The organism is Morganella psychrotolerans (assembly GCF_965118875.1).
Lineage (GTDB): Bacteria > Pseudomonadota > Gammaproteobacteria > Enterobacterales > Enterobacteriaceae > Morganella > Morganella psychrotolerans_C.
In genome coordinates, this window is record NZ_CBCPJD010000004.1 from 51,715 (window position 1) to 66,592 (window position 14,878).

The 14,878-nt window shown below is 47.1% G+C and carries 12 protein-coding genes; 10 read left to right on the forward strand and 2 right to left on the reverse strand.

Annotated features, from left to right (window positions below; all coding sequences use genetic code 11):
* Positions 1-275 precede the first annotated feature (275 nt).
* Positions 276-1,670, forward strand: coding sequence for a phosphoglycerate transporter PgtP (pgtP, locus tag ACMHKJ_RS05655; RefSeq protein ID WP_413492519.1), 1,395 nt, complete (start codon positions 276-278; stop codon positions 1,668-1,670).
* Between the two features lie 107 nt (positions 1,671-1,777).
* Here pgtP and ACMHKJ_RS05660 read toward each other — a convergent pair whose 3' ends face one another.
* Together ACMHKJ_RS05660 and ACMHKJ_RS05665 are read right to left on the reverse strand one after the other, a co-directional pair.
* Positions 1,778-3,055 (reverse strand): APC family permease, encoded by a 1,278-nt coding sequence (locus ACMHKJ_RS05660; protein ID WP_413492520.1) that lies wholly within the window; start codon positions 3,053-3,055, stop codon positions 1,778-1,780.
* A gap of 187 nt (positions 3,056-3,242) precedes the next feature.
* Entirely contained in the window at positions 3,243-3,698 is a 456-nt protein-coding gene (locus ACMHKJ_RS05665; RefSeq protein WP_413492521.1) for a regulatory protein RecX, read from the reverse strand.
* 118 nt (positions 3,699-3,816) lie between these two features.
* Here ACMHKJ_RS05665 and ACMHKJ_RS05670 point away from each other — a divergent pair, with 118 nt between their 5' ends.
* From ACMHKJ_RS05670 to ACMHKJ_RS05710, 9 genes are all read left to right on the forward strand, one after another.
* Positions 3,817-3,999 carry a hypothetical protein gene (locus ACMHKJ_RS05670; RefSeq protein WP_067366504.1) on the forward strand — a complete coding sequence of 61 codons (183 nt, stop codon included), beginning with the start codon at positions 3,817-3,819 and terminating at the stop codon, positions 3,997-3,999.
* 742 nt (positions 4,000-4,741) lie between these two features.
* Positions 4,742-5,296 (forward strand): fimbrial protein, encoded by a 555-nt coding sequence (locus ACMHKJ_RS05675; RefSeq protein WP_413492523.1) that lies wholly within the window; start codon positions 4,742-4,744, stop codon positions 5,294-5,296.
* A gap of 35 nt (positions 5,297-5,331) precedes the next feature.
* A complete protein-coding gene (locus ACMHKJ_RS05680) occupies positions 5,332-6,045 on the forward strand; it encodes a fimbrial biogenesis chaperone (RefSeq protein ID WP_413492524.1) in 714 nt (237 codons plus the stop codon).
* A 12-nt stretch (positions 6,046-6,057) separates the two neighbouring features.
* Positions 6,058-8,613, forward strand: coding sequence for a fimbria/pilus outer membrane usher protein (locus tag ACMHKJ_RS05685; protein WP_413492526.1), 2,556 nt, complete (start codon positions 6,058-6,060; stop codon positions 8,611-8,613).
* On the forward strand, positions 8,613-9,680 hold the full coding sequence (locus tag ACMHKJ_RS05690) for a fimbrial protein (protein WP_413492527.1): 1,068 nt from the start codon (positions 8,613-8,615) through the stop codon (positions 9,678-9,680). The genes ACMHKJ_RS05685 and ACMHKJ_RS05690 overlap by 1 nt, the downstream gene beginning before the upstream one ends.
* Positions 9,681-9,978: 298 nt before the next feature.
* Positions 9,979-10,767 (forward strand): protein bax, encoded by a 789-nt coding sequence (locus ACMHKJ_RS05695; protein ID WP_413492528.1) that lies wholly within the window; start codon positions 9,979-9,981, stop codon positions 10,765-10,767.
* Positions 10,768-11,072: 305 nt separating this feature from the next.
* A complete protein-coding gene (locus ACMHKJ_RS05700; protein ID WP_413492529.1) occupies positions 11,073-12,491 on the forward strand; it encodes an MBOAT family O-acyltransferase in 1,419 nt (472 codons plus the stop codon).
* Entirely contained in the window at positions 12,478-13,659 is a 1,182-nt protein-coding gene (locus ACMHKJ_RS05705; RefSeq protein ID WP_413492530.1) for an SGNH/GDSL hydrolase family protein, read from the forward strand. Before ACMHKJ_RS05700 ends, ACMHKJ_RS05705 begins: the two co-directional genes overlap by 14 nt.
* Complete coding sequence (locus tag ACMHKJ_RS05710) at positions 13,625-14,851, forward strand: SGNH/GDSL hydrolase family protein (protein ID WP_413492531.1); 1,227 nt, start codon at positions 13,625-13,627, stop codon at positions 14,849-14,851. The genes ACMHKJ_RS05705 and ACMHKJ_RS05710 overlap by 35 nt, the downstream gene beginning before the upstream one ends.
* Positions 14,852-14,878: the final 27 nt, after the last annotated feature.

Sequence of the window (14,878 nt, forward strand, 5' to 3'; positions counted from 1 at the left end):
AATCCTTACAGTTCAATATAAAAGCTATTAATTCATTTTTGCTCATCAATATACATTAATTATTTTTCTTAAATTTCATAATGATACACATCAGCCATACAAACAAACCTGTTTGTGTCAGTTTATGTCATTTGTTTTTGATATTGCGTCAAAAATGACTCAATTCCATCATGTTGAGATATTTATTCAGGCGGAACATGATAACGCTGTCAGAAAAAAAACGACGACTACATACAGTAATCCTATTTTAAAAATACATTTCTACAGGTGAAATTATGCTGTCATTTTTAAAGCCTGCTATGGCAAAAAATAAAATCGCGCCTGAGAAAGTACCTGAAACCTACAAACGTTATCGTGTTCAGGCACTGCTCAGCGTATTTCTTGGCTATTTAGCTTATTATATTGTTCGTAATAACTTTACGCTCTCCACACCGTATCTGAAAGAAAACCTGGATCTGACCACAACACAAATCGGGTTATTAACCAGCTGCATGCTGATCACTTACGGCATCAGTAAAGGAATTATGAGTACCCTGGCCGATAAAGCCAGCCCGAAAGCCTTTATGGCCTTTGGTCTTATTCTCTGCGCCGTTGTTAACCTCGGTATGGGTTTCAGCAGCGCCTTCTGGTTATTCGTCGGCTTCGTTGCACTGAACGGTTTATTCCAGGGTATGGGTGTCGGTCCTTCTTTTATTACCATTGCAAACTGGTTCCCGCGCCGTGAGCGTGGTCGTATCGGGGCGTTCTGGAATATCTCCCATAACGTCGGCGGCGGTATTGTCGCTCCTATCGTGGGTGCCGCTTTTGCCGTCCTCGGCACAGAGCACTGGCAGGCTGCAAGCTATGCTGTTCCGGCTGTTATCGCAGTTGTTTTTGCGGTTGTTGTTCTGTTCCTGGGTAAAGGATCGCCTGCACAGGAAGGTCTGCCGTCTCTTGCTGAAATGATGCCTGAAGAGAAAGTTATTTTAACCGCCGCTCAGAAAGAGCAGTCTCCGGAAAATATGACCGCATTCCAGATTTTCTGTACGTATGTACTGAAAAACAAAAATGCCTGGTATATCTCTTTTGTTGATGTTTTCGTTTACATGGTTCGTTTCGGGATCATCAGCTGGCTGCCGATTTACCTGCTGACCGAAAAACACTTTACCAAAGATCAGATGGGTGTCGCATTCCTGTTCTTCGAATGGGCAGCGATTCCGTCAACATTGCTGGCAGGCTGGCTGACAGACAAACTGTTCAAAGGCCGCAGAATGCCGCTGGCGATCGTATGTATGACACTGATTTTCTTCTGTCTGATTGGTTACTGGCAGAGTCAGTCACTGGCGATGGTCACCTTCTTCGCCGCCATTGTTGGTTGCCTGATTTATGTCCCTCAGTTCCTGGCATCAGTTCAGACCATGGAAATCGTACCAAGCTTTGCGGTAGGTTCTGCGGTTGGTCTGCGTGGTTTCATGAGCTACATTCTGGGTGCTACCCTGGGTACCACGCTGTTCGGTTTCATTGTTGACCGTATGGGCTGGCACGGCGGATTCTACCTTCTGTTAGGCGGTATCGTCTGCTGCATCATCTTCTGTATTCTCTCTCACTTCGGTGCGCTGGAGCTGGAACGTAACCGTCAAAAAATACTGTCAGACGAAGCAACAGACAATAAATCTACTGCGGCAAACTAATTTCACTCTGTATTTTTTTAGCACTCATGTGCTGACATCAGGAAAATAAGCAAACCCCCGGACTGGTTCCGGGGGTTTTTTATTGCATTGTTTGCAGAGGAGCCCGGTTACTCCGCCAGACTCCGCCGCCGCTGACAGCCAATCGCCAGACAGACAATCAGTGCACCGGAAATAATACCGACAGCAATAATCCCCTGATTAAACAATGTCACTACAAACCCGGTTAATACGGCCAGGATCACCATGATACCTAAGCCAATAATGATTTTTGAGGCACGGATAATCCGGCTTAACCGCCATGCAACCACCAGAACCATCAGATAACATAAAAGAAAGGTAAAACTGGCAACATTCGCCAGGTCACTGAGATTCAGCATCAGCGAGAATACCAGTGTTATCAGGATCATCAGGATATTGCTACGGGTTCCCTGACCGCACACCACGTTCCCCCATGTACGGGGAAGTAATCCGGAACGACTCATGCTGTCGAGGATATTAAATGCAGAAAAACAGGTCGCATTAATTGCCGAAGCTGTCGCCAGCAAGGCCCCGATTGCCACAATGGTAAATCCGGTCTGCCCGAAAATCGGGTAAGCCACCTGTGCCACAGCCGTATCTGCATAGCGGGCTAAAACAGCCGGGGACAAATTACCGAGCAGTACCAGAGACAAACTGATATAAAGCACAATGGTAAATAAAATGGCTATCATAAATGCTTTCGGCATCACCCGTTCAGGCTCTGCCACTTTGTCTGAGGCATTCGCCATCATGCCAAACCCTGCATAGGCAAAAAAAGTCAGTCCAACAGCAGAAAACAGCGCATCACCGGAAAAAGTATGTATTTCCAGTTTGCTGGCATCCATCGTAATCAGCCCCGTGATTATCAGAACTATAATAATAGTCAGCTTAATCCCCACCAGCAGCACTTCAATTTTACCAACCGCATGACTGCTGACAATATTGAGCAGCCCGATAGCAATAATAACAAGGGCCGTATACATCTCCGGTAACAGAGGATGCCCGCTCCCCTGATGAAAAAGTTGAACCGCATATGCACCGAACGCCCGCGCGACCATTGCGATCGTCAGGATAAGCGTCACCAGATACAATAATGAGAGTGCGATAGTCAGAACGGAAGGTAATGACAAACGGAAGAAATCAATAATTCCGCCCTGCGTTGGGTAACGGGCGGCCAGCCTGGCATAAGCATATCCGGCGAACAAGGCAATAACGCCCCCGCAGGAAAATGCCAGCCATGTCGCAGATTGCATGATAAGCGCAGTTTGTCCCAGCAGAGCAAAGATCCCCGCCCCGACCATTGCCCCTATTCCTAATGCAACTACCTGTAATAATGTTAACGGTTTTTCAGATGACACAGATTTCATGGGAAGATACCTGTCCGGCATATAGCCGCGATTACGGGTGAACATAAAAATACCACTTATCACTATTATAAGTAATGACACGCAACCGATTATGTCTTTTTTCTGAACAACCGGCTATTTACCGCCGGTTTCCGGATTGAATTCAGACATCAGCCGGATTTATGTTTCCGTGTATACCCAACGTCATTCAATATAATTCGTAAATCTGATCCGAGGTAAATCCACGGTAAAGCAGATAACGCATCTGTTTTTGCTTTTCTTTATAATCCGCCGGAACGGATTCACCAAATTTTTTTATTTTTGCCTGTTGTGCCAGCTCAAACCAATCCACTGCCTGCGCGACAAAAACCGAGTCAATCAGCTCACCGGCAAACCCTCTCTGCCGTAATTCCTGGCGGACACGCACCGGGCCGTGTAATTTACGTACACCCGCCTGAAAGAAAAGTGAAATACTGCGCGAATCATCCAGATACTGAGATTCGGTCAGTCGAACCATAACCCGGGGCAGAACGGTTTCATCTGTCGGCGATGTTTCCTGTTTTTCTGAAATTTTTCGTTTCAGCTTCCGTGACAGTTCAGCACCGGCATATTCACGCCGTCCCAGCAGCCATACCGCATACTGATAAAGTTGTTTTTCATCCATAATGACTCCTGCGTGTTATCCGTTAAAATCGTGCTAACATACCTTTATAATACCATTATTACTGATACTCCGGCGAACCAGCCTGCCGGCGGACCTCCGATACAGAGAGACAAAAACCATGACAAACCTTACACCCGAAGAAAAAATGTATGTCGATAATCTCGCAATGCAGCGGATGGATAATATGAACAGTGATGAATTTCTGGTGCATCAGCTGGATGAAAAAATTCACGGACTGGCAGCCCACCTCAAAGCCTATTTTGAAGAACGACTGACTTTCCATAAGCAAAATATCGGCTGATAACCCCCGCGGGTTCTGTCCGGATAGTCAGTAAGACTATCCGGGTCACATACTTGTGTATGCTCCCCGCCTATCTTCTCTTGCCGCTTTCCTGCATCCTGAATGACGTTGGGTATAGTATTATTCGCTATCAGTCCATTCCGATGGTGATAAGTACAGACTTAAAATAAAATTGAAAAACAGTAAAGTTTTCTGTCACAGTGCCGATAATCAGACACAGTAGATCGCTTAGTTGTTGATTTTATATGTTTAAAAAACGTAGTGATAATTATTCTTAATTATCACTGCTAATAACTATAAAGAAACAGTAATATTAAATATTATTAAATTTAACATTAAGTTAGAAAGTATTTAAAAGTATTAACAGCAATCAACGTATAGCCCCGTCTTAACATAAAACTTTGGAATATAATTCCAAAATTATCCATCCATATATGAATATTACAGACAATTATTACCTTTTAAGCCATAAATCAGAAAAATACTTCAATTAATCATTTCATGACTATATAATTAGCCCCGCTTTAGTTACGCTTTCCATTCTGATGTATAAGAACCCATCTCTCCTTTACGGGCAATGAAATATTCCCCGGGAGAATTTCTTCTTATTAATTCTACTAACTAAATAAACCCGACTGATTTATTTTTTAAATCGGTATACATAGCTATTACTAAAAATAAATTCTTAGAAAAATTATTTTTTCAAAGGAATTTATTATATATTCCATTCCCGGAGAGGATAATGAATAAAAAATTCGCTTTTGCCGCATCTCTTTCTTTTATTTTTGTTGCGAATACCGCATTCGCCGCAACCACAGCATCAGGTGGCTCAATCAACTTTACTGGTTTTATTACGGATGCGACCTGCACTATTAATAATGGCAATACAAACATGTCAGTATTATTAGACCCTATTACCGTCGGTCAAATTACCCGTCCTGGTGTGATAGAAGAAGGGAAAAAAGCATTTTCTATTGAATTATCAGACTGTAACGCAAGTGATAAAGACAGTAAAACACTGCACATTAATTTCGCATCAACCAATATGATTGCGAATAACGGTAATTATCTGCTCAACCAGGAAACGGATGAAAAAGGTAACCCTAAAAATGTGGGGATTGCATTAGTCACGCAGAAAGGTAATCAACTCGTTAATTTAAATACACAGTACGATACTAAAATCGCAGCAGATAACGGTATTGTTCAGTTTTATGCTCAATATTATAAAGTAGGAAGCGAAGCCGCTCAGCCGGGTAAAATCAATACTATGCTGACTTACAACCTCTCTTATTTCTGATGCTTTTCAGACCTCTTAATTAAGGGGTCTGACCTTTGAAAACAGCCATTATGAAAAAATGTTTTTTTACATTGTTATTATTAACTTTGACATTTGTCAGCAGTGCAAACGTCATTATTAATTCCACCCGGGTTATTTATCCGCAGGGAAGTAAAGAAGTATCGGTTCAATTATTTAATACCGGTACACAACAGGCACTGGTTCAGGCATGGATTGATGATGGTAATGCTGACTCCACTCCGGAAACAGCAAATGTTCCCTTTATCCTGACACCGCCGGTGGTAAAAATTGACGGAAAAAATGGTCAGCAACTGCGCGTAAAAATGACGCCGGTTCAGTTGCCGACGGATCGGGAATCTCTGTTTTATCTGAATTTACTGGATATTCCGCCATTGCCGGAAAACAGTGCGGATAAAAATATGATGCAGATTGCTATCCGTTCACGCATCAAACTGTTTTACCGTCCGTCCGGGCTGACGCTTAATGCTGATATTGCACACACACGGCTTAATTTTCTCCGTGACGGGCAGCAGTATGTCCTGAAAAATGAATCTCCGTATTACATTAATATTCTGGCCCTGAAAGAAACGGCCGGTGGCCGCGCACTCGCGGAAGAAGGCAGCATGATCGCACCTTATTCGCAGCTTACCCTCTCAGGGGCAACAGGTTTACAGGCCGGTAACCGGTATACACTGACGTTGATCGATGATTTCGGTGCCATCAATACTTACCCTCTGACTCTGAACTGACAGCCGGTACCGATGCACAGCGACATCCCGCAGGGAGTATTAAATCAGAGCGTATCAGCACAGAAAATATCTGTGCTGATACGCCTGCTCTCTCTTTTACCGCTGCTGTTCAGCACGCCCGCACAGACCGCCGGATTTAATACCAATTTTCTTTACGGCGACTCTGCAAAAGCGGATTTATCACGGTTTGACCGGGACGATACATTCCCTGACGGGCAATACACCATTGAGATAAGTGTCAACGGTGAATGGAAAGGCCGCTTTCCGCTGATGCTGCGCCAGAGCGGGCAGTCTGTCTTTATTGCTCGGGATGATATCGCCAAACTGGGGCTGCGTAAGACAAAAACCCCGGCGCAGCCGGATGAAGACGGCTATGTTGCGCTGGATACCCAGGTACCTCCCGGCAGTTATACGCTGAATATCGGTCAGTTTCAGCTGGCCCTGAATGTCCCGCAGGCCATGCTTGATACCGTACTCAAAGGATATGTGGACCCGGCGTTATGGGATCAGGGTGTTAATGCCGCGATAGTGAGTTATAACGCCAATTATTATCACGCGACCACAAAAAATGACGGCAGCGATAACGATAATGCGTATCTGACACTCAACAGCGGGCTGAACCTGGCGGGCTGGCAATTTCGGGATCAATCCTCTCTGACCTACGCCCGCGACCGGGGCACACAATGGGATACCAATACCCGCTATCTGCAACGGGGGTTTCCCGCGATAAAATCTGATCTGCGGGCAGGCGACAGCTATACCTCCAATGAACTGTTTGAATCTGTCCGCTTTCGTGGCGCAGGGCTGAAAACAGATATCCGCATGTATCCCGATGCCTGGCAGGGCTTCTCTCCCGTTGTGCGCGGCGTGGCACAAACCAATGCACTGGTTAAAATCTATCAGGATAACCAGTTGATCTGGCAGCAAAGTGTACCACCGGGACCCTTTGTGGTTGATACCCTGCTGCCGACCGGCTCCGGGGGCGATTTGCAGGTGGAAGTTAATGAAGCCGACGGACAGAGCAATCACTTTTTAGTACCATTTTCTGCCGTGCCGAATATGTTAAAAGAAGGTCTGTTCAAATATGAACTGAATGCCGGTGAAGTGCAGCTGACAGATAATCCTTATCATCCTGGCTTTGCGCAACTGAATCTGCAATATGGTATCAATAATACCCTCACCGGTTACGGTGGTGTGATCGCGGCTGAAAATTATCAGGCATTTTTGCTCGGCAGCGGATTCAATCTGCCTGTGGGTGCATTGTCTGTGGATGTCACTCACTCTGATGCTATGTTCTCTTCCCCCTCTCCGCGTTTTCGCGGACAGAGCTACAAAGTGGCGTATAGCCGGTTTATTCATCAGACCAATACTAATTTTTCTCTCGCGGCTTACCGTTATTCCACCAGCGGTTATTTCAGTTTATCGGATGCCGTGCAATATCAGAATCAGCTTAACCGGCAGGACAGCGCCGGTGAATTGCCGGCAGATGATCGCAGTTTCCGTCAGCGCAGTACATTTAACGTCAATATCAATCAGCGTCTCGGAGGGGATTACGGCTCCGTTTATCTAGCCGGAACACTGCGGGATTACTGGGGCGGACAAGGCAGCACCCGTGAATATCAAACCGGCTATGCCAATAACTGGCAGGATATTAATTATACAATCAGTGCCGGGCGGGTCAGTTATAACCAGAGCAATAACAGCACTTCAGATAATAATCGTAATAATAATGAAGAAACCAGGGTGAACCTGACGCTCTCAGTGCCACTTACACTGTCCGGCAACAAAGTGTATCTGACTGCCAACAGCATGACCGAACAGGGGCGCTACCGGAACAGTAATATCGGACTGAGCGGCGCAGCAGGTAAGAGTAACGCACTGAACTATAATGTAAATCTGGCACATCAACCCGTTACTGGTACAACCATCAGCACCAGTGCTGCTTACCGCACCGCACCGGTAACACTGAATGCGTCTTACAGTGAATCAGGGCAGTACCGCCAGCTTGGTGCCGGTGCAACCGGCAGTCTGGTTGCCTGGTCCGGCGGTGTACTCACGGCAAATCAGCCGGGAGAAACCTTTGCGATAGTCAATGTACCGGGCACAGCAAACGCCATCGTTAATAATGACAACAATATCACCACCGACACGCAGGGTCGGGTATTGGTACCGTATCTGTCTGCTTACCGCAAAAATGCCATTATTCTGGATGCCTCTCAGGCACCGGAGAACGCGGCTGAACTGATGGGAAATGTGCAGGATATCGTCCCTTACGCAGGCGCGGTGACACTGATCAATTTCAAAACCGATACCCGGCAGGAATTTTATCTGCGCGCTGTCCGTCATAGCGGAAAACCATTGCCGTTCGGAACAGAAGTAACTGACGGGCAGCATAACAGCATCGGTTATGTCGGGCAGAACAGCCTCATATATATAAGAAGCGAAACACGCCCGGCATACATGGATGTCCGGCTGACAGACAACGACAGCGGCTTTTGCCGGGTCACACTCACAGCTACGCCGCAAACCTCCCCCCTCCTCTGTACTGAACAAGGTGATATTCCCTGATGCTCAGAAAGTGTTATTTTTTCGCCGGTCTTCTGATGCTGCTGACCAGCTATGTGCAGGCGGAATGTTCAAATACCGGTAATAAACAGGCACCGCCGCTGTCTGTGGATCTGTCCGAAACTTTTTACCGGCAGACGGAAACCACACTCTATTTCAACACCCGTTACAGCGGGGAATTCAGTTGTACTGCTTACAGTAATAGTGTGGTCAACGCTTCTTATCTGCAAAAGCGCTCTCTGGTTGTCGGCTTTCAGAACGGACGCTATCCGGTTGAATTCAGAGTGATTGACCTTCAGCCCGGTAATACACTGAAGTTTGATTACAACAGAAAACCCTACCCGGCTGACCGCGTTCAGGCGCGTTTCACACTCAGTGCGCGGGTGCTGCCACAGGGCTCCCGCAACGATGTGACTGTCTCCGGCAATCAATACCGGTTTGACGGAGCCGTTATCGCGGCAGATACATCCCGCATTGGTTTGATTCAGTTTTTTATCCGTCTCGGGCTGGATATCCTCAGTTATCTGATAAGCGGACACTGGCCGGAACATAATGAAGATCTGTTTCTGCAACCGCTGGATGTAACCTATCAGCCACGCGAAACAACCTGCACCTTTGATAATGCCGACTTATTGGTTGAATTGCCGCAGGTGGATCGCGCACGCCTGCAACGTGATACAACCGGCGGCATGACCCGCTTTCATCTTGATATCTCCTGCCGCGATCGCCTGAATGGTCGCACCAGCCGCCCGGTGAAAGCTTACCTGGCCAGCAATCAGGTATATCAGCAGGATATGAAAACGTTAACGGATATGCGCCCGGGGGCGGCAAAAGGGGTGGGGATCCGTATCGGACGCCATGCTGATATGAATAATAATAGCGCTGTCATTATCAACCCGCCGGGCAGGCAGGTCCGGTCAGATTCCTATCTGTTTGAGTGGGGAAAAAGTACATTTATTGAAGTGAATAACGGGTTGAATCTCTGGGCGTATTACTATGTATATGATGCGGCAAAGCTCAGTGCGGGACGGATCAATACCACCGCTATCCTGAATTTCGAATATTACTAATAATGAATGCTGATACAGAACCACATAAAAAACCGCATAAAAAAACGAAAATGCGATAAGTTGCAGAAGAAAACACATTAATTTTCCAGATTATTCCGCCTTTTTTGCTAAAAACAGCCGTCATTTAATGCCTGTTTTAACTTACTAATAGACATAGACAAAATCAGGAAACAGAATATTGTACTGTAAAAACATACACCATTAATATTTAACGATGGCGAATAAGTCTGGCTATGGTTTTTCTATTTTGCTAGTATTCGTTCGAAATTTGTTCAGACAATCAAAACGAGGAAAAGCAATGCCCTCTCATACGATGAGGACAAGTGCAGTCTTCGCTTTCTTGATTTTTCTATTTTTTACCGGTTTTAGCTTTGCTTCAACCAGTACCACGACAAGTTTAGAGTATTCTCATAACGGCAGGCCGCTCAACAAAGCGCTGCCTGATTTGCGAAAATACCCTTCAGGTACACCCCGAAAGAAAGCGTTTTTAAATGCCATTGTCCCGACGATTGACAAAGTTAATCGCCAAATCATGAATGACCGCAGTTGGTTACTGGAACGCCAGAAAAATAACCATTGGTCAGCAAGTGATATCGCAAAGCTCAGAACGCTTTGCCAGAGCTATGATATGACATGCAGCTCACCTAAGCGCACCAACTGGAAAGCGCTGTTAAGCCGTGTCGATATCCTGCCCACCCACTTCGTTGCCACTCAGGCGGCAACAGAGTCAGGCTGGGGAACATCAAAACTGTCCCAATCAAACAATAACCTGTTTGGTATGCGTTGCGGACGGGGTTGTAGTGCCGGAACCGGTCAGGTTCAGGGCTACTACGCTTACAGCACCATTGAGGATGGTGTCACGGCTTACATGAAAAATCTGAATACGCATCGTGCTTATAATTCACTGCGTTCAGAACGGGCGAAACAGCGCCTCGGTGATGATGACTCACTGAGTACACCGGATCTTATCCGTCAGCTGGAAGGATACTCCCAGAAAGGAGATACCTATAACCGCTACCTGCAGCAGATGTATGACAGTAATAAAACACTGATATCGACTGCACAGAAAAGTGCCCAAAACACATAAATCGTTCAGTTTTCTGAGCAACACTCAGAACTGAACCCGGAAACCCACGGTTAATATGCTTATTCCGTGGGTTTTTTTCTTTCTTTTCATCATTCTTATTGAATAGCCTTTGATAACTTATATTATACTCACCACTCATGCTCTAAATAATTCGAGATGCATGTAGGCGACAAGCCAAGATAGGCGGAGAACACAGATAAACTATGTGACCCGGCGAGCTTTGCGTAGTCAACACCCGGGCATCTCGAAGTATGACGAGTATATATACACAACGTCATTCCTCACATGCTTTCACAGAGTCTGATATGAATTTCTTTTCATTTGAATTTCTTGCCTCCTTTACTGCTTTTTTTCTGATTTACTGGCTCTGTCAAAAGAAAACCGGCTTACAAAATACGCTTTTAATAACAGCGAGTTACGTATTTGTTTTCCTGTTTCAGCCAAGTTTTGCGTATGTTCTTGCCGGTTACACACTGTTTATTTATCTTCTGGCAAATGTCCTGAGCAGCCGCTTGTCTGCCCGCCGGATTTACATCCTGCTGGGGATAGGGATTACCGGCTGCTTTACTGTTTTCAAATACTACGGATTCTTACAGGAATCACTGCAAAGTGCCCTGTTACAGGCCGGAATTGAAGCAGAGCTGCCGACACTTGCGATCCTTGCACCGCTGGGGCTGTCGTTTTATGCCTTCCACTCTGTCAGCTATGTGGTGTCAGTCTGTCGTAAAGAGATTGAAAAAGCGTCATTCTGGAATGTGGTTCTGTATCTCTGCTTCTTTCCGAGTATTGTTGCCGGTCCGATCAACCGCGCCAAAGCCTTTATGCCGCAGATTCAGGCAACCTCGCGGGAAGTGATTAATTACAAAAAAGCCCTGCTGCTGATCACCTTGTCGATGGTAAAACTGTTTCTGTTCAGCGCGTATTTGTCAGAGAATTTCGCCAATCCGGTATTCAGCTCGCCGGTCAATTACAGCGCGGGTGAGATACTGGTTGCCGTTTACGCCTATGCGTGGAATATCTATTTTAACTTCTCCGGTTACACCAACCTGGTGACGGGGATTGCCATGCTGCTCGGCTTTGTGGTGCCGGTAAACTTTAATGCGCCGTATCTTGCCACCAACCTGAAAGAGTTCTGGGCGCGCTGGCACATCAGTTTATCCGTGTTTATCCGCGACTATATCTACATCCCGCTCGGCGGGAACCGCAAGGGTGCGGTGCGGATGAATATCAACGCCTTTATTGCAATGGTCATTTCCGGTATCTGGCACGGCGTCGGTCTGCCGTTTATTATCTGGGGTGCGCTGCACGGGCTGGGTATTGTGCTGATGAATATCAAACACAAACTTATGCCGCCGCGCAAAGACCCGGCGGAAACGGTATGGCAGAAAACCACGGTCTGGATAGCGCGGATTTTTACTTTCCATGTGCTCTGCCTGACGTGGATTTTCTTTCGCAGCGCCACACTCAGTGATGCCGTCACCATGCTGACACAACTGACCGCAGGCGGTTTTGTATCCTCTGTCAGCGCAAGCGCCCCGCTGCTTGCCGCGTTCTGGGTATTATTATTCCTGTATCCGTCATGTGTTAATCTGTATCACAAGGCCGGTCAGTATTATCAGCGGGTTTCCTGGGTTTGGTATCCGCTGCCGCTGGCACTCTTTATGACACTGGTTTTCATTTTCTCACCTTCAGGCATGCCGGGTTTTATCTATGCGAATTTTTGATTTTACAGAAAACCTAGAACGCGCCCTGAAAGTGGTTTTTATTGTGCTGAGTGCCTCCGTGGCGCTTATCTGGCTGAACCAAAACCCGCTGGCACGTTACTGGGAGCAGACATATCACCAGCCTGCACCATGGGCAAAATTACAGGGGCATTATGCCTGGGATCTCGGCGGATACCTTCAGGATGGAGTTATTGCCGCCGGAGAAACCATGGTGGAATATGCACAGGGAAATCATGTCATTGAAGAAACTGAAAAAGCGATCCCCGGTAAATTGGCATTTCCGGAAGAGTTTCAGACCGGTCTGCATTTTCTCAACGGCTATCTCTATCCGGCCGCTGCGCTGTCTGTGACCTTCCCTGAACTACTTAACCGGGATCGCCTGCCGGCAGGCAGTTCTGTCCTGAAGCTGGATAAAGAACAGGCTGCAAAACAAATTCTGGCGAAAAAGACACCGAAATCAATAATCGAACTTGAAGCCGGTGATAAAGTGTTCTTTGTCGGCGATTCACTCATGCAGGGCGTAGCACCTGTGCTACAATCGCGGCTGACCAAAGCCTATGGCATTGAGAGCATCAACCTCAGCAAGCAGAGTACCGGTCTCACTTACCCCAAGTTTTTCAACTGGCCGGAAATCGTCAGAACGACATTAGCCGCCAACACGGATATCCGGCTGATGGTGGTGTTCCTCGGGCCGAATGATCCGTGGGATATGCCGTCGGACGCTGGCGGGCGCTATCTGCGTTTCACCTCACCAGAGTGGGAAGAGCAGTACCGTAAACGGATTCAGGATATTCTGTTAACCGCCCGGATTCAGGGTGTGGATGTCATCTGGATCAGTCCGCCGAATATGCGCAAAGGGAAATTGTCGGATGGTGTACACTATCTGAGCGGACTTTATCAGTCGGAAATCAAAAATGCCGGGGAAATCTGGCTGTCCGCAAATACAATTTTCAAATATCAGGATCAGATCTATTCCGATTATATCGGTGACGGCAGCAGTAATATCAAGCTGCGCAGCGGGGACGGTATTCACTTCACCTATAAAGGTCAGAAAGCTATCGCTGACACGGTGTTTGATCTGATTAAATTTAATGCTGCACCTCAGGAATCTGAGATGCAAGAAGAAACACATAATGAAACAACAAAAACGCCCGTCGTGGCACCTTAAACTCGCAGGCGCGACTGTATTACTCGCCGCCGCCGTCTCTCTGATGTCTTGTCAGCACAGCGCTGACAAGCCGTGGATAACGCCGACACAGACACCGCCACCGGTGTCACGTAATGATCTGACCAACTATGGCGATCCGAATCTCAGCCGGTTAGCGCATCGCCTGCGTGATCCATCTGCCCGGGTTCATATTGTCCAGATCGGGGATTCACATACTGCGGCTGATTTTTTCTCCGGTACATTGCGTGATAAATTTCAGGCAGGCTACGGCGATGCCGGGATCGGCTTTGTTCCGCCAAGCATTATTGCCGGGCAGCGTACCGCTAATTTCGTCTTTACTGAGCCGAAAAAACAATGGTCATTTCTGACCAGCCGGAAAGATGATGCACCGAACTTCCCGCTGGGCGGCTTTATTATTTCGCCGCTGACCAGCCACAGTACACTGACGATGAAAGAGCGCAATCCAACGTCAAATCAGTATGATATGCAGGTATTATATCAAACCTCTTATCCGGCATCGGTTTCTGTGCGCTCCGCCACCAACAACACACTGAACCTTCAGCCGTCCTCCGGCTGGCGTTTCTCTGACAGTGTCCCGGTGACCTTCCCGGCGGACATTACGACAAGTGAACAGAGCCCGCTGAATATCGGTGGCTGGTTTATTACGCGCAACCACCCGGGTGTGATGTTATCGGCTGTCGGCATCAATGGTGCCACCATTGCCATGACGGACAAATGGTCACCGCAATGGGTCAGTACTCTGGCAGAAACCGCGCCGGAGATGGTGATCCTCGCTTACGGTACCAATGAGGCCTTCAATGACACACTGAATTTGGATCTCTATCGTCAGCAGCTTACCGCGAATGTGAATAAAATCCGTCAGGCAATGCCGGATGCGGTGATCCTGCTGGTCGGTCCCGGTGACAGCATCAAAAACAAAGCGGCACCTGACTGCCGCTCACAGCAGCCTGCAAACCTGCACAATGTGATAAGTATTCAGCAGTCTGTCGCAAAAAACGAAGGTTTACTTTATTGGGACTGGCAGCAATATATGGGCGGGGATTGTGCGATTAACAGCTGGGTTCTGCGGGATCTTGCGCGTCCGGATAAAGTGCATCTCTCAGCGGCAGGCTATGAGCGCAGTGCCACAGCGCTCTATAACGCGCTGGATGCCTTGCTCCGCCAGCAATAATGTTATTCACAGTAACGGGCTTAAAGA